This window comes from Seohaeicola zhoushanensis (assembly GCF_014656415.1).
GTDB classification, from domain to species: Bacteria; Pseudomonadota; Alphaproteobacteria; order Rhodobacterales; family Rhodobacteraceae; genus Seohaeicola_A; species Seohaeicola_A zhoushanensis.
On the sequence record NZ_BNCJ01000007.1, the window covers coordinates 116,753 to 131,324 of the forward strand.

At 69.0% G+C, this 14,572-nt stretch carries 17 protein-coding genes; 7 read left to right on the top strand and 10 right to left on the bottom strand.

The annotated features are described in order from the left end of the window. Nucleotides 1-79: 79 nt before the first annotated feature. Nucleotides 80-1,789 (top strand): bifunctional sulfate adenylyltransferase/adenylylsulfate kinase, encoded by a 1,710-nt coding sequence (locus tag IE266_RS13880; RefSeq protein ID WP_189680695.1) that lies wholly within the window; start codon nucleotides 80-82, stop codon nucleotides 1,787-1,789. A 115-nt stretch (nucleotides 1,790-1,904) separates the two neighbouring features. On the opposite strand, the gene IE266_RS13885 is transcribed toward IE266_RS13880, so the two are convergent. From IE266_RS13885 to IE266_RS13900, 4 genes are all read right to left on the bottom strand, one after another. Beyond that, nucleotides 1,905-2,768: a hypothetical protein gene (locus tag IE266_RS13885; protein WP_189680696.1), complete on the bottom strand. Its 864-nt coding sequence runs from the start codon at nucleotides 2,766-2,768 to the stop codon at nucleotides 1,905-1,907. Between the two features lie 5 nt (nucleotides 2,769-2,773). Continuing rightward, nucleotides 2,774-3,661 (bottom strand): PhzF family phenazine biosynthesis protein, encoded by an 888-nt coding sequence (locus tag IE266_RS13890; protein ID WP_189680697.1) that lies wholly within the window; start codon nucleotides 3,659-3,661, stop codon nucleotides 2,774-2,776. Between the two features lie 120 nt (nucleotides 3,662-3,781). Continuing rightward, nucleotides 3,782-4,006 (bottom strand): DUF1150 family protein, encoded by a 225-nt coding sequence (locus tag IE266_RS13895; RefSeq protein ID WP_189680698.1) that lies wholly within the window; start codon nucleotides 4,004-4,006, stop codon nucleotides 3,782-3,784. Between the two features lie 3 nt (nucleotides 4,007-4,009). Continuing rightward, a complete protein-coding gene (locus tag IE266_RS13900) occupies nucleotides 4,010-4,423 on the bottom strand; it encodes an Hsp20 family protein (RefSeq protein WP_189680699.1) in 414 nt (137 codons plus the stop codon). A 160-nt stretch (nucleotides 4,424-4,583) separates the two neighbouring features. Between IE266_RS13900 and IE266_RS13905 the strand changes: the two genes are divergently transcribed. The 3 genes from IE266_RS13905 to IE266_RS13915 all read left to right on the top strand — a co-directional run bounded on the left by IE266_RS13905 (nucleotide 4,584) and on the right by IE266_RS13915 (nucleotide 6,439). Continuing rightward, complete coding sequence (locus IE266_RS13905; RefSeq protein WP_189680700.1) at nucleotides 4,584-4,808, top strand: YdcH family protein; 225 nt, start codon at nucleotides 4,584-4,586, stop codon at nucleotides 4,806-4,808. A 73-nt stretch (nucleotides 4,809-4,881) separates the two neighbouring features. Next, complete coding sequence (purE, locus tag IE266_RS13910; RefSeq protein WP_189680701.1) at nucleotides 4,882-5,370, top strand: 5-(carboxyamino)imidazole ribonucleotide mutase; 489 nt, start codon at nucleotides 4,882-4,884, stop codon at nucleotides 5,368-5,370. After that, nucleotides 5,363-6,439 carry a 5-(carboxyamino)imidazole ribonucleotide synthase gene (locus IE266_RS13915; protein ID WP_189680702.1) on the top strand — a complete coding sequence of 359 codons (1,077 nt, stop codon included), beginning with the start codon at nucleotides 5,363-5,365 and terminating at the stop codon, nucleotides 6,437-6,439. The genes purE and IE266_RS13915 overlap by 8 nt, the downstream gene beginning before the upstream one ends. A gap of 117 nt (nucleotides 6,440-6,556) precedes the next feature. On the opposite strand, the gene IE266_RS13920 is transcribed toward IE266_RS13915, so the two are convergent. The 4 genes from IE266_RS13920 to IE266_RS13935 are packed head-to-tail and all read right to left on the bottom strand — an operon-like array spanning nucleotide 6,557 to nucleotide 9,833. Then, nucleotides 6,557-7,699, bottom strand: a complete 1,143-nt coding sequence (locus IE266_RS13920) for an alpha-D-ribose 1-methylphosphonate 5-triphosphate diphosphatase (protein WP_189680703.1) — start codon at nucleotides 7,697-7,699, stop codon at nucleotides 6,557-6,559. After that, nucleotides 7,696-8,436, bottom strand: a complete 741-nt coding sequence (locus IE266_RS13925) for an alpha/beta fold hydrolase (RefSeq protein ID WP_189680704.1) — start codon at nucleotides 8,434-8,436, stop codon at nucleotides 7,696-7,698. The genes IE266_RS13920 and IE266_RS13925 overlap by 4 nt, the downstream gene beginning before the upstream one ends. Nucleotides 8,437-8,475: 39 nt before the next feature. Continuing rightward, on the bottom strand, nucleotides 8,476-9,309 hold the full coding sequence (locus IE266_RS13930; RefSeq protein ID WP_189680705.1) for a DMT family transporter: 834 nt from the start codon (nucleotides 9,307-9,309) through the stop codon (nucleotides 8,476-8,478). Nucleotides 9,310-9,350: 41 nt separating this feature from the next. After that, nucleotides 9,351-9,833 (bottom strand): GNAT family N-acetyltransferase, encoded by a 483-nt coding sequence (locus tag IE266_RS13935; protein WP_189680706.1) that lies wholly within the window; start codon nucleotides 9,831-9,833, stop codon nucleotides 9,351-9,353. Nucleotides 9,834-9,954: 121 nt separating this feature from the next. Between IE266_RS13935 and IE266_RS13940 the strand changes: the two genes are divergently transcribed. Continuing rightward, nucleotides 9,955-10,854 carry an MBL fold metallo-hydrolase gene (locus tag IE266_RS13940; RefSeq protein WP_189680707.1) on the top strand — a complete coding sequence of 300 codons (900 nt, stop codon included), beginning with the start codon at nucleotides 9,955-9,957 and terminating at the stop codon, nucleotides 10,852-10,854. A gap of 71 nt (nucleotides 10,855-10,925) precedes the next feature. Beyond that, complete coding sequence (locus tag IE266_RS13945; protein ID WP_189680708.1) at nucleotides 10,926-11,645, top strand: phosphatase PAP2 family protein; 720 nt, start codon at nucleotides 10,926-10,928, stop codon at nucleotides 11,643-11,645. Between the two features lie 134 nt (nucleotides 11,646-11,779). Here the strand turns inward: IE266_RS13945 and IE266_RS13950 are convergent, their stop codons facing one another. Continuing rightward, nucleotides 11,780-12,604, bottom strand: a complete 825-nt coding sequence (locus IE266_RS13950) for a bifunctional allantoicase/(S)-ureidoglycine aminohydrolase (RefSeq protein ID WP_189680709.1) — start codon at nucleotides 12,602-12,604, stop codon at nucleotides 11,780-11,782. A 130-nt stretch (nucleotides 12,605-12,734) separates the two neighbouring features. Here IE266_RS13950 and IE266_RS13955 point away from each other — a divergent pair, with 130 nt between their 5' ends. Then, the gene (locus IE266_RS13955; RefSeq protein ID WP_189680710.1) at nucleotides 12,735-13,706 is read left to right on the top strand and encodes a hypothetical protein; all 972 of its coding nucleotides are present in this window, start codon (nucleotides 12,735-12,737) and stop codon (nucleotides 13,704-13,706) included. A gap of 9 nt (nucleotides 13,707-13,715) precedes the next feature. Here IE266_RS13955 and IE266_RS13960 read toward each other — a convergent pair whose 3' ends face one another. Beyond that, a complete protein-coding gene (locus IE266_RS13960; protein WP_189680711.1) occupies nucleotides 13,716-14,465 on the bottom strand; it encodes an IclR family transcriptional regulator domain-containing protein in 750 nt (249 codons plus the stop codon). Nucleotides 14,466-14,572: the final 107 nt, after the last annotated feature.

Below are 14,572 nucleotides of genomic sequence, written 5' to 3' on the forward strand. Positions count from 1 at the left end.
CTTTGGCGTGGTCTTGTGAGTATCCGCCCGGCGCAAGGGCCTTCTGCCCCGACGCCATCCGACAACCCGAAAGATTGAGATGAACATGATTAGCAATCTGGCTCCGGTCCCCGAGCTTTACGTGTCCTACGACTCTGCACAGAAGCTGAAGGTCGAAGCGGCCAACCTGAAGAGCCACGACCTGACCCCGCGCCAGATCTGCGATCTCGAGCTGCTGATGAACGGCGGCTTCTATCCGCTCAAAGGGTTCCTGTCCGAGGCCGATTACAACGGCGTCGTCGAGAACATGCGCACCGAGGACGGCACGCTCTGGCCGATGCCGATCACGCTCGACGTCTCCGAGAAATTCGCCGAGAGCCTGGAGGTCGGCGAAGACATCGCCCTGCGCGACCAGGAAGGCGTCATCCTGGCGACCATGACCGTGACCGACCGCTGGGTACCGAACAAGTCGAAGGAGGCCGAGATGGTCTTCGGCGCCGACGACCTGGCGCACCCGGCCGTAAACTACCTGCACCACACCGCCGGCAAGGTCTACCTGGGCGGCCCGATCGTGGGCATCCAGCAGCCGATCCACTATGATTTCCGCGCCCGCCGCGACACGCCCAACGAACTGCGCGCCTGGTTCCGCAAGGTCGGCTGGCGCCGCATCGTCGCCTTCCAGACCCGCAACCCGCTGCACCGCGCGCACCAGGAACTGACCTTCCGCGCTGCCAAGGAAGCCCAGGCCAACCTGCTGATCCACCCGGTGGTCGGCATGACCAAGCCCGGCGACGTCGATCACTTCACCCGCGTGCGCTGCTACGAGGCGGTGCTCGACAAGTATCCGGCCGCCACCACCAACATGTCGCTGCTGAACCTCGCCATGCGCATGGCCGGCCCGCGCGAGGCAGTCTGGCACGGCATCATCCGCCGCAACCACGGCTGCACCCACTTCATCGTCGGCCGCGACCACGCCGGCCCCGGCAAGAACAGCCAGGGCAAGGACTTCTACGGCCCCTATGACGCCCAGGAGCTGTTCAAGCAGCACGAGGCCGAGATCGGCGTCGAAATGGTCGACTTCAAGCACATGGTCTACGTGCAGGAGAAGGCGCAATACTACCCGGCGAACGAGGTTCCCGAGGGCGACACCGTGCTCGACATCTCGGGCACCGAACTGCGCCGCCGCCTGGCCGAGGGCCTGGAAATCCCCGAGTGGTTCTCCTTCCCCGAGGTGGTGAAGGAACTGCGCAAGACCAAGCCGCCGCGCTCCAAGCAGGGCTTCACCGTCTTCTTCACCGGCTTCTCGGGCTCGGGCAAGTCGACCATCGCCAACGCGCTGATGGTCAAGCTGATGGAGATGGGCGGCCGCCCGGTGACGCTGCTCGACGGCGACGTGGTGCGCAAGCACCTGTCGAGCGAGCTCGGCTTCAGCAAGGAGCACCGCGACATCAACATCAAGCGGATCGGCTATGTCGCATCCGAGATCACCAAGAACGGCGGCATCGCCATCTGCGCCCCGATCGCGCCCTACGCGGCCACCCGCCGCGCCGTGCGCGAGATGGTCGAATCCTATGGCGCCTTCCTGGAAGTGCACGTCGCCACCTCGATCGAGGAATGCGAACGCCGCGACCGCAAGGGTCTCTACAAGCTGGCGCGCGAAGGCAAGATCAAGGAATTCACCGGGATCTCCGACCCCTATGACGTGCCCGAGAACCCCGAGCTGCGGGTCGAGACCGAAGGCGCCGACGTCGACAACTGCGCGCACCAGGTGCTGCTCAAGCTCGAGAACATGGGCCTGATCGCCGGCTGAGAGGTCGCAATCGCGCCCTCGGGCGCGATGCGCTTCGCGCGGGAGTATTTTGGAAGAAGAGAAGCAGGGGGCGCGCCGGGAACGGGGCGCCCCGTTCCGTTGCGGCGGCGCCGGTTCAGATCGAGGCGAGCAGCGCCCGCGCGGCGCGTTCCTCGACCTGCGCATAGGGGGCCAGCACCTGCTGCAGCGCCTGCAGCGCCGGCAGGCGGGCGGCGTAATCGGCCTCGGAGGCGGCGGCGACGGCGCGGCGGATGTCGTCTTCGCTGGCGCAGAGGATCATCCCCTCTGGGTCGATGAAATCCTCGATGTTGGGACAGCCCCAGTAGATCGGCACCGTCGAGCAGAAGACCGAGTCGAGCAGCTTCTCGGAGAAGTAGTTCCGCTCGCGCACGTTCTCGATCACCACCGAATAGCGGTAACGCGCCAGCCCTTCGGACTTCCGGTCGAAGGGTGCGTAGCCGCCGCCGAGCAGGGTCACGTCCTGCCCGGTCGCGCGGATCCAGTCAGCGACGGCGTGGCGCAGCTGGTGGCCTTCGCTGTCGCGCTTGGCCGAGGCGATCAGCGAACACATGCGGTCCTTGGTGACGTCCAACTCGCGCCACTCGGGCACCCAGGTCGATCCCAGCGGGAAGAAGACGCCGTTCGGGATCTGCCGCAGCAGATCCTCGTTGAAGGTGAGCACGCGGAAGAAGCGCCGCCAGGTGAGGCGCAGCAGGGCGTAGTGGCGCGCATGGACCACCGTGGGTTCCACCAGCATCAGCGAGATCCTGGCGCTGATGCCCGAGCGGCGGCGGAAATGGGTCAGCGTGCGCGGATAGAGCAGCAGGTGGTCCTGCGGGCGCAGGTCCGCCAGTGTGCCGCCATAGAGCCAGTCGGGGCGGCCGAGCGGCCAGATCAGCTCGTCGACCGGCGTGGCCTGGAGGCCGGATTTCTGGTGATGGCCATAGGGCAGGACGGCGACCGCCGGTTCGTAAGGCATCGCGCTCAGCCCTCCCCGCCCGGCAGGTCGACCTCGCCGCGCATCAGCACGAAGCCCTTGCCGGCAACCCGCACCCCGGTCATCGCCTGCGGCGAACCGAGCCGGGAGACGGTGGCGCGGCCGGGGCGGCCCATCCAGTGCCCCTGTTCGGCGACGAAGCTGTCGAGCGTCATCAGCCCGTGTTTCCACAGATAGGCCGCCATCGCCCCGGTGGCCGAGCCGGTGAACGGGTCCTCGGCCGGGCTGGGCGGCGCCAGCAGCAGGCGCGAGAAGGTGTCGCCCTCGGAGGTATCGCCCTTGAGCGTCACGAGGAAGGGTTCGGCCATGTCCGAGGCGCCGTAGCCGACCGTCTCGGTCATCCGCCGCAGCGCCTCGACATCCAGCCGTGCGGCACGCAGCGCGGCGTGATCGCGCAGAACGGTGATGCAGAAGGGCAGCCCGGTGGAAACCATCTGAGGCGGCGCGATGATATCCTCGGGCGAAAGGCGGATCGCCTGCGCCACCAGCGAGCGCTCCACCTCGGGGCCGAATTGCGGCGCCACCTGGGTCATCACGATCTCGTCGCCGTCGAATGCGATCGGGATTAGGCCGGCCTGGGTTTCGAGCGTCAGCCGGTCGCCCGCGATCATCCCGCGCGACCGCATGGCGGCAACGGTGGCGATGGTCGGATGCCCGGCGAAAGGGATCTCGCGGCTGGCGAGGAAATAGCGCACCCGGATATCGGCCACGTCGGAGGGCCCGGTGAAGGTGCATTCGACCAGCGAGGTCTCGCGCACGAAGGCGGTGGCGATGTCCTCGGAGAGCACCGCGCCGCCATGCACCACCGCGCAGCCATTGCCGCCGAAGGCGCGGTCGGCAAAGGCATCGACCCAGTCGAACTGGTACATGGTCATGGATTCGGACTCCCGCGCGCATCCTGCCACCCGTAGATGGCCTGTTCGCGGCAATCGCACAAGCCGTGCCGGCGCATTCGCCGGCGCGGCGCGGGGCGGGGATTCACCCCGCCGCCACCGTCAGTGCACGTTCACCGGCGCGTAATCGTGCTGGCGCGCCAGCACGAAGGCCAGCTTGCGGTCTGCGACCAGCGCCAGCTGGTGGCCCTCGGCGTCATGCACCGCGTAGATGAGCTCCAACTCGCCCGCCTCGGCCTTGAGCGCCTCGGGCAGGTCGGCGACATGCACCGGCTTGACATAGACGATGCCCTTGCCGGCGTCCTTGAATTCATATGGCGTATTCATGGTTTACCCCTTTCTGATCCTGATCGTCTGCACCACGGTTTCGGGAACCGCGCGGGACAGGTCGATGTGCAGCAGACCGTTTTCCATCACCGCCTCGCCCACCTCGACGCCATCCGCCAGCACGAAGCTGCGCTGGAACTGGCGCGCGGCGATTCCGCGGTGCAGGTAGATCCGGTCCTCGCCGTCCTCCCTCTGGCGTCCGCGGATCACCAGCTGGCGGTCCTCCACGGTGATCGCGAGGTCGGTCTCTGCGAAACCGGCCACAGCCAGGGTGATGCGGTAGGAACAGTCCGAGGTCTGCTCGATATTGAACGGGGGATACCCTTCGTTGCCCGATTTCGCGGTGCGCTCCAACAGGCGCTCCAGCTGCTCGAACCCCAACATATGCGGGTAGGTGCCCAGGGTCAGTTTCGTCACGTCTTGCGTCCTTTGCCTTGAAAGCGACGGTGCGCATGGCCCCGAAGCGGCAGCCACGCAGTGGAAATATGGGAGCAAGGGACAGCTTTCACAAGGGCTAGGAGAAATCGCCCCGCCACAGTACATTCGGGGCCCCGGCCCCAATACGCCCCGAGTCGCCATGAATGCCCCCATCGACCTCTCCATGAAGACAGACGACGTGCTGCGGGTGGAGCTGGAGGTCTTCCGCCGCCAGCACCGCGACCTCGACGAGGCGATCACCGCGCTGGTGGACCGCGGCACCTCCGACCAGCTGACCGTGCAGCGCCTGAAGAAACAGAAGCTACGGCTCAAGGACATCATCTCGCTGATCGAGGACCGGCTCACCCCCGACATCATCGCCTGATCGCGCCGAGGCGCATTGCCACCCCCGAGGCTTCGTCTATAGTGCCCGCTCCTTCAGCCGGGGACACGGGAACATGCAGCAGATACAGGTCGGTATCATCATGGGCAGCCAGTCGGACTGGCCCACCATGAAGGAAGCCGCCGACATCCTCGACGCGCTTGGCGTAACTTATGAAAAGCGCATCGTCTCGGCGCATCGCACGCCGGACCGGCTCTGGGCTTATGGCAAGAGCGCCGTGGAGCGCGGCCTCAAGGTGATCATCGCAGGCGCCGGCGGCGCGGCGCATCTGCCGGGCATGATGGCCTCGAAGACCCGCGTGCCGGTGATCGGCGTGCCGGTGCAGACCCGCGCGCTGAGCGGCGTCGATTCGCTCTATTCCATCGTGCAGATGCCCAAGGGCTATCCGGTCGCCACCATGGCCATCGGCGCGGCCGGCGCGGCCAATGGCGGGTTGATGGCCGCCGGCATCCTCGCGCTCTCCGATCCGGCGCTGGCCGAGCGGCTCGACGCATGGCGCGCCGCACTGTCGGACTCGATCCCGGAGGAGCCGCAGGATGCCTAACCCGCTGCCGCAGGGCGCGACCATCGGGATTCTCGGGGGCGGCCAGCTGGGCCGGATGCTCTCGGTCGCCGCTGCGCGACTGGGCTTTGCCTGCCACATCTACGAACCCGGCGCCAACCCTCCCGCCGGCCAGGTCGCCGCGCAGGTGACCACCGCGCCCTACGAGGACGCAGAGGCGCTGAAACGCTTCGCCGAGAGCGTCGACGTCATCACCTACGAGTTCGAGAACGTGCCGACCGAGGCGCTCGACCTGCTCGAAGGCGCGCGCAGCATCCGACCAGGACGCGAGGCGCTGCGGATCAGCCAGGACCGGCTCACCGAGAAGACCTTCCTGCAGGCGCTCGGCCTCAAGACCGCGCCCTTCGCCGATGTGCCCGACCTGCCCAGCCTCGAAGCGGCGCTCAAGGCAATCGGCACCCCGGCGATCCTCAAGTCGCGCCGCTTCGGCTATGACGGCAAGGGCCAGGTGCGCATCAAGGACCCCTCCGAGGCCGCCGAGGCCCTGGCCGCGATGAACGGTGCGCCCGCGATCCTCGAAGGCTTCGTCGACTTCAGCCACGAGGTCTCGGTGATCGCCGCGCGCGGCAGCCACGGTGACGTGGCCTGCTTCGATCCCGGCGAGAACGTGCACCGCGACGGCATCCTGCACACCACCACCGTGCCGGCCCGCCTCTCGCCCAGCCAGCGCACCGACGCCGTGCTGCTGGCGGCCAATATCCTGAACGCGCTGGAATATATCGGCGTGCTCGGGGTCGAGCTATTCGTCACGCCGCAGGGGCTGATCGTCAACGAGATCGCGCCGCGCGTGCACAACTCGGGCCATTGGACCCAGAACGGCTGCGCCGTCGACCAGTTCGAGCAGCACATCCGCGCCATTGCCGGCTGGCCGCTGGGCGACGGCAGCCGGCACTCCAACGTGGTCATGGAGAACCTGATCGGCGCCGATATCGAGCGCGTGGTCGGCCTGGCGACGCGGCCGGATGTCTCGCTGCATCTCTACGGCAAGACTGAGGCCAAGCCCGGCCGCAAGATGGGTCACTTCAACGTGGTGACCGGGCCGGCCCGCTAAGCGCCGTTTTCCGTCGCGGAAAACGTCCGAATTCCTGCGAGGAATTCGGACACCGCGCAACGGGCATGTTTTCCTCGCAGGAAAACAGGACGAAATCCTCGCCAGGATTTCGTCGCACTACGCCAGGAATCGCCCGGCCAATGCGCCGCCGAGATAGCTGAACCGTCCGCCTGCCAGCGTGCCCGCGACCCGGCCCGTCGCGGCCTCGAGGATCACGATATCGACGCGCTTGCCAGGCGCGAGTTCGCCCCGGTCCGCCAACCCCAGCAGCCGCGCCGGCCCGGAAGAGACCAGCGCCCAGGCGGCCTCCAGCCCCATCTCACGCGCCAGCGCCAGCGCCGCGCGGCGCGGCGAGGGGTAGTGATAATCCGAGGCCAGCGCATCGCAGAGCCCCATCGCCACCAGCGCCCCCGCGCTGGCATTGCCCTTGTGCGACCCGCCCCGCACCACGTTGGGCGAACCCAGCACCACGCCGCCGCCGTCGGCCTTCGCCGCCCGCGCGGCGGTCTCGGTCTCGGGGAACTCGGCAATCGCCGCGCCGCGCGCCGCCCATTGTGCCCGGTCTTCGGCGGTATGGTCGTCATGGCTGCCGATGCGCACGCCCTGCGCCAGCAGGCGCGCGCATAGCGCGTCCAGCGCCGCCGGCACCTCGGGCCCGCGCGCGTGCAGCTCCTGCAGCAGTGCCAGATGCGCCTCGGGGCTGCGCCCCGCCTTCAGCGCCTGCCCGGTCAGGCTCGGCGGGCGGCGGCCTTCGGCAAGCCGGTCGTGAGGCAGGTGGTCATTGAAGACGACGAAGTTGACGCCCCATTCGGCCAGCCGCTCGGGCAGGGTCGCATATTCCTCGAGCATGTGGGTCTCGAAGCGCAGCTGCGGGATCAGCGTGGTGGCCAGCGATCCCCGCGTGTCCCGGATCGCCGCGAAGACGCCCGCCGCATGGGCGCCGCCGCGCAGCCCGCCCTCCCAGCTCAGGAACTGCGCCAGCACACCGGTGGTGATGCCGTTCGCCGCCAGCTCGGCCTCGGTCGCCACGATCCCCTCGGCCATGTCGGTCATCGCGCCCCGGCGCGGCGCAAGGTGGCGCTCGAACCCGTCGCCGTGCAGGTCGATGATGCCCGGCAGCACGAGATAGCCGTCGAGATCCACCGCCCGCCCCACCGGCCCGTCGACGACAAGCCCTTCAGCGAAACTCAGCGGCGCGCGCGCCAGCCCCTCGGGCAGCAGCACTTCCGCTCCCGTCAGATCGAATGCCAGGCTGGTCACGGTTTCGTCTCCTTCTCGGCGTCCTCTTCCCCGAGGATCGCGTCCAACCACGAGATATCGGCATCGAAACGACCATGTGACAGGAAGTGCATCGTCTCGGCGATCACGCGCGGGTTGTTCATCATGAAGGTATGGGTGACCGGCAGCACCAGCCGGTCAGCCATCCCCTCGAGAGCCGTCGAGGCGACCGAGACCTTGCCATCGTCCGGCCCGTCGATCATCGCCGAGAACACCGGGTTCAGCGATTGCGTGCCGGCAATCACCCCAACCGGGTAGTCCACCGGCCCCAGCCGCAGCGGCCAGCTCTGCGGATCGGTGCCCAGCTGCAGGCCCGCCGGGCCGTTCAGCATTCCGAAGACCTCGAGGTCGCCCAGCTTGTCGACCAGTTCGCTGCCCCGGTTCGGCGGGCCGAGCATCACCGTGCGGCCCAGCTTCTCGGGCCGCGCCATCCGCATCCAGTAGCGCAGCAGGATGCCGCCCATCGAATGGGTGACGAAGTTCACCCGCTCATCGCCGCATTCCTCCACTGCCTCGGGCAATGCGCCCTCGGCCAGTTCCGGGATCGGCAGCTCGGTCGAGGGATAACGCACGTTGACCACGTGATAGCCATTGGCTGCCAGCACCTGCTCCATCACCGTCAGCGAGGCATCGGTGCGCGCCAGACCGTGCAGCAGCACAACGCATTCGGCCCGGACCGGGCCGGCCAGCAAGAGCAGCAAGGGAAGAAGGGCGCGCATGGCCGCCGACATAGCCCGGAAGCGGCGCAAGGGAAAGGATCAGGCCCGCCGGATCGCCAGCAGGATGCCACCCAGCACCAGCACCGTGCCCATGGCGAAACGCGGGGTCAGGCTCTCGCCCAGCAGCAGGATGCCACCGGCTACCGCGATCGGCGGCACCGCCACCATGGCGATCGCCGCCGTCACCGCGCTGATCCGGGGCAGCACCGTGTACCACAGCGCATAGCCCAGGCCGGACGTCACCGCGCCCGAGATCACCGCCAGCAGGATGCCCTGCGGTTCGACGGTCGCCGGCATCCCGTCGAACATCAGCGCCAGCGCCGTCGGCGGCAGCGCCCAGACGAAATTCGCCGCCGTGCCGGCCAGCGCATCGGGCTCGCTGCGCCCCTCCAGCGTATAAAGCGCCCAGCCCACCCCCGCCGCGATCATGCAAAGTGCGCCGAACAGGTTCACCCGCCACGCCCCGGCCGGCCATAGCACCACCGCCAGCCCGACCAGCGCCACCGTCGCGCCAAGCACCTGGCGCGGCGTCGGCGCGGCCCCGCGCAGGGCCGAGACGGCGAAGATCACCACCTGCACCACGCCGAAGAGCAGCAGCGCGCCGATGCCCGCATCCAGCGTCAGGTAACCCACCGAGAAGCCGATCATGTAAAGCGCCAGCGACCCCGCCCCGGCGATCCGGCGGCGCGAGACCAGCGGCGGCGCGCGGCAATGCCAGCGCGCCAGCGCCATCAGCATCGCCGCGCCCGCCGCGACCCGGATCAGGGCGAAACTGCCGGGGTCGGCAAATCCGCCACCCACCGCCATGCGGTTCAGGATCGAATTTGCCGCGAAGGCGATCAGCGTGACCAGGATGAGCAGGACAAGGCGCATGGCGCCAGTTGCCGTCATCCGCGCGGCACAGGCAAGGGGGATCAGCCGAAGGCCCTGGGATAGACCAGCGTTTCGGCGGGCACCGTGTCACCCGGCCCGGCGAGCAGCGTGTGCTCTACCGGATAGGGCGAGGTCAGCCGCGCTGCGCGCGCGGCGCTGAACCCGGCCTTGCTGTAGAAATCGACCTGCCCCAGCACCACCACCGTGCGCCCCGAGAGCCGCGCCCATTCCGCGATCAGCCCGACCATCCGCTTGCCGACCCGGCGGCCCTGCCAGTCGGGATGCACCGCCACCGGGGCAAGGCAGAGCCAGCCCTTCGGCGCCACCATCCGGCTCAGCCCCGCATAGGCGATCACCGCGCCCTCGGCGGTCATCACCTGCTCGCCCACCATGTCGCCGGCCTTGCGCAGAGCCCGCACCAGCGCCGCCTCCTCCGGCCCGCCGAAGGCGGCCGTCAGCAGCGCCTCGACCTGCGCCTCCTCGCCGGGACGCATCTCGCGCAGGAAATCGGGGGACAGGGGCATCGCGTTCTCCTTGGCTGAGGGCGGGCTTAGCCCATCTGCCGCCCCGGTGCGAGTCCGCCTGCGCGGAACATTCCGGCCCGCTCACGCATTCCACATGCGGAATACACGAACGGAGCCCGCCATGTCCCTGTCCCGCACCAGCCCCTCCACCGGGCCCGCCTCGCCCGAAGTGGTGGGCTTCCATGACGCGCCCACCGGCAGCATCCAGTATCTCGTCATCGACCCCGACACCTCCAAGGCCGCGCTTGTCGACGCGGTGATGTCTTTCGACCCGGCCGCCGCGCGCACCTCGACAGAGGGCGTCGAGGCGATCCTGCGCTTTGCCGCAACCGAGGGTGTCGAGATCGACCGAATACTCGACACCCACCCCCATGCCGACCACCTGATGGCCTCGGCCTCGCTCGCCGAGCGTCTTGGCGTGCCAAACGGGATCGGCGAGAAGGTCTGCGAGATCGCCGAGCTCTGGCGCAACCTCTACCATCTTCCCGACGCCTTCGACCCGGCGCAGGATTTCGCGCAGCTCTTCGACGATGGCGACAGCTTCCAGATCGGCAACTTGCCGGTGCGGGTGATGCTGACGCCCGGACACACGCTGGGTTCGGTCACCTATGTCGTCGGCTGCGACGCCGCCTTTGTGAACGACACCTTCATGCAGCCCGACGCCGGCACCAGCCGCGCCGATTTCCCCGGAGGCGATGCAGGCGCGCTCTACGACTCGCTGCAGGCGATCCTGTCGCTGCCCGACCGCACGCGGCTCTTCGTCGGCCACGACTACGGCACCGAGCGCCGCAAGAGCCCGGCCTGGGAATCGACGGTCGCAGAACAGCGCCGCCACAACACGCACATCGGCGGGGGTGTCGACCGTGCTGCCTACATCGCCCTGAGGGAAAAGCGCGATGCGACGCTGGACCTGCCCGACCGGATGCTTCAGGTACTGCAGATGAACCTGCGCGCGGGCCGCGCGCCTGCCCCGGAAGCGGATGGGCGCTCCTACCTGAAGGTGCCGTTGAACCGCTTCTGAAAAGCGGCGATTGTCGCGCTACGCCCAGCCGTTCCAAGCCCTCGCATAGACTGCCAAGAAGAAGGTCCCGCATGAAACTGAACCACACCCTCCGCGACCTGACCCGCCGCGTCGAAGCGGTGACGCTGGTGGCCTTTCTCGCGGCCGCCGGCGGGCTCTGGGCCTTTGGCGGGCTGGCGGCCGAGATGATGGAGGGCGATCTCCACGCCTTCGACGAGCGGCTGCTGATGGCCCTGCGAACGCCGGGCGATCCTGCGGATCCGATCGGCGGGCGAGCGGTCGAGCAAGCGATGCGCGACCTGACGGCGCTTGGCGGCGTCACGGTGCTGACGCTGATCACGCTCTCGGTGCTGTGCTTCCTGCTGCTGCGCGGCCGGCGCGCCTCGGCCCTGTTCCTGGCGGTGGCGGTGGTGGGCGGACAGCTGCTCTCCAACCTCGCCAAGCTCGGCTTCTCGCGGCCCCGCCCCGATCTGGTGCCGCATGGAGTCGAGGTCTCGACCGCCTCCTTCCCCTCGGGCCATTCGCTGATGGCGGCGGTGACCTACCTGACGCTGGCGGTGATGCTGGCCCGCATCGAGCCGCGCTGGCGGCTGCGGGTCTTCCTGATCGGCGTGGCGGCGGTGCTCTCGGTGCTGGTGGGGATCAGCCGGGTCTACCTCGGGGTGCATTGGCCCTCGGACGTGCTGGCCGGCTGGTCACTGGGCGCGGCCTGGGCGCTGATGGTCTGGCTGGTCGCGCGCTTCCTGGACCGCCGCGGCCAGCTCGACAGCAGCGCCGGGAACGGCGACTGAGCCCCGGAGGCGCGCGGGCGGCAGCGGCGCGGGGGGCTTTGCCCCCGCCGCCCGTTCCGGGCGACTCCCCCGAGTATTTTCTGAAGAAGAGAAGCAGGGGGCGCGGGTAGGGCGGGGTTTACCCCGCCGCCCCTTCAGCCCAGCGACAGCGGCATGTGCCGGTTCACGTCCTTGTAGAGCAGGTAGCGGAAGGGCCCCGGCCCGCCGGCGTAGCAGGCCTGCGGGCAGAAGGCGCGCAGCCACATGTAATCACCTGCCTCGACCTCGACCCAGTCCTGGTTCAACCGGTAGACCGCCTTGCCCTCGAGCACGTAGAGCCCGTGTTCCATCACATGGGTCTCGGCAAAGGGGATGGTGCCGCCGGGCAGGAAGGTCACGATGGTGACATGCATGTCATGGCGCATGTCGTCGAGGCCGACAAATCGGGTGGTCGCCCAGCGCCCCTCGGTGCCCGGCATGGCCGCGGGGGTGATGCTGCGCTCGTTGGTGACGATCGGCTCCGGCAGGTCCACCCCCTCGGCCCGCTGGTAGCGCTTGCGGATCCAGTGGAAGCGCGCCTCGGGTCCGGCATGGTTGGCCAGCCGCCAGTCGCAGCCCGGCGGCAGGTAGGCGTAGCCGCCCGGTTCCATCACGTGATCGGTGCCCGCGATGGTCAGCGTCAGCGCGCCCTCGGTGACGAAGAGCACGCCCTCGGCCTCGGGGTCGGCCTCGGGCCGGCTGCTGCCGCCGCCGGCGGCGACCTCCATCAGGTAATGCGAGAAGGTCTCGGCAAAGCCCGAGAGCGGGCGGGCGATGACCCAGAGCCGGGTCTTGTCCCAATGCGGCAGGAAGGAGGTGGTGATGTCGCGCATCGTGCCCTTGGGGATCACCGCATAGGCGGTGGTGAACATCGCCCGGTCGGTCAGCAGCTGTTCCTGCGGCGGATGCCCGCCATGCGGGGCATAGTAGACGGGGGACATGGGCGCACTCCTGCAAATCGCTTCGCTCCCAGTATCGCCGAGCCGCGCGCCCTTGTCCAAAGCCCCACGACGGGTAACACTGTGCGGGAAATCTTGAAAATGCCGCGCCGTGCGCGGGAGGGAAACCGCGATGATCCGCATCCTGCGCCGCGCTGCAGCCATATACCTTGCGCTTGTCGCCACTGTCGCCCCGGCGCAGGTCTGGGTCGCCAGCAAGGCGGATGACGGCGCATATGTCTATGGCAGCGCCAGCCCCGAGCCGGTGCAGCTCTGGCTGTCCTGCAACGCGCCCTCGGCGACGCGGCTGCCGCCGCTGCAGGTGGGCGCGCATGAGGAGACGGTCTCGGCGCCCTACACGATCCGGCTGGAGTTCTCCAACGCACTGATCCCCGGCATCGGCCCGCGCGCCGACATCCATCTCTGGGTCGGGCAGACCGCCTACCTCTTGCCGCAGCTGGCCCTGAACGAGATGACCGGCGTCTGGGAGCTGACCCTGTCGATGGCCGACCCGATGCTGACCGCGATGCGCGCTGCCGACCGGCTGGTTCTGGCGCCGGGGCGCGACCAGGCCTGGGAGCTGCCGGTCCAGGGCCTGGCCGGAGCGGCGAAGACCGCCATGCAAACCTGCGTCGACGCCTGGATCTCCGCCGGCTTCGAGGTACCGCCGGCACTGTCGGAATTCGCCCCCGCCTATGGCGGCGGCGCGGCGACTCCGATGCGGGTGGCGGCGGATGCCGCCGTGAGCGCGGGCTGCAACGGGCCGGCGACCCGCGGCCCCGAATACCTGCTCGCCGGCAATATCGACGGCGACGGCACCGAGGACATCATCCTCGACTGGCGCGCGGTCGAATGTCTTTCCGGCCCGCCGCGCCCCTATTGCGGCGCCTCCATGTGCAGCGCCGAGATCTTCCTCAGCTCGGCCTATCCGCGCAGCGGCAGGTCCGAGGACTGGCTGGCGCTGGGGGTCGAGCTGGTGCCGCTGTCCAATGGCAACGACGGTGTCCGCATGGGGGTCTCGCAGGCCACCTGCGCCGAGCGCGGCCTCGCCGAATGCGCGCTGCTCTACTACTGGGATGGCCTGCGGCTGCGCGAGCTGCCCTGAGGCAGGTCTCTACCCCACCCCGACCCCGCTCTGCCGCAGCTCAGCCGCGCAGAGCCGGAGCGCCCGCAGCGCAGCCTCGCCGTCGCTCCCGCGCGGCATCGAGGTGCCGACCACCAGGCCCGCCGCCCCCGGCGCGCTGACCGGGACAGCATAGCCGACGATGCCGCTCTCGAACTCGCCATCCGTCTCGGCAAATCCGGCCGCGCGCGCCTCGGCCACACTGGCCAGCACCTCGGCGCGGCTGCCCAGCGAGCGCTCGGTATGGCGCGGCAGTTCCGCCGCCTCGGCCAGCGGGCCCGGATCGGGTTCCAGCGCCAGCAGCATCCGCCCGAGGCTGGTGTGCAGCAGCGGCAATCGGCTGCCCGGCGTGAAGCCGAAGGAGACCGGGCCGCTGGCCAGCGTCGACTGCGCCAGCAGCAGCACCTCGGTGCCTTCCCGCGCTGCCAGAACGATCTCGGCCTCGAGCTGCGCGGCATGGCGGTTCAGCACCGGCTGCACCCGGTGACCGAAGTGATTGGCCCTGAGGTAGCCCGCCGCCAGCGTCAGCACCTTGGGCGTCAGCGCAAAGGCGCGGCCGCTCTGCGTCAGGAACCCGAGCTGCACCAGCGTCAGCGCCCCGCGTCGGGCGGCGGCGCGGTCCTGCCCCGTCGCGCGGGCGATATCGGCGAGCGTCAGCGCCGGAGCGCTGCCGTCGAAGGCGGCGAGAACGGCCATTCCCTTGGCAAAGGTTGCGGCTGTGCTGCGATCCTGCGTGGTCATGGCCGGCTCCTTCGACGTTTCGCTTGACTCGCCGGCGGGCCCACCGGCAATCTGAGCGTATAACGTATCTTTTGTGCGATATACGCACAATCGTCAAGAGCCAGGAG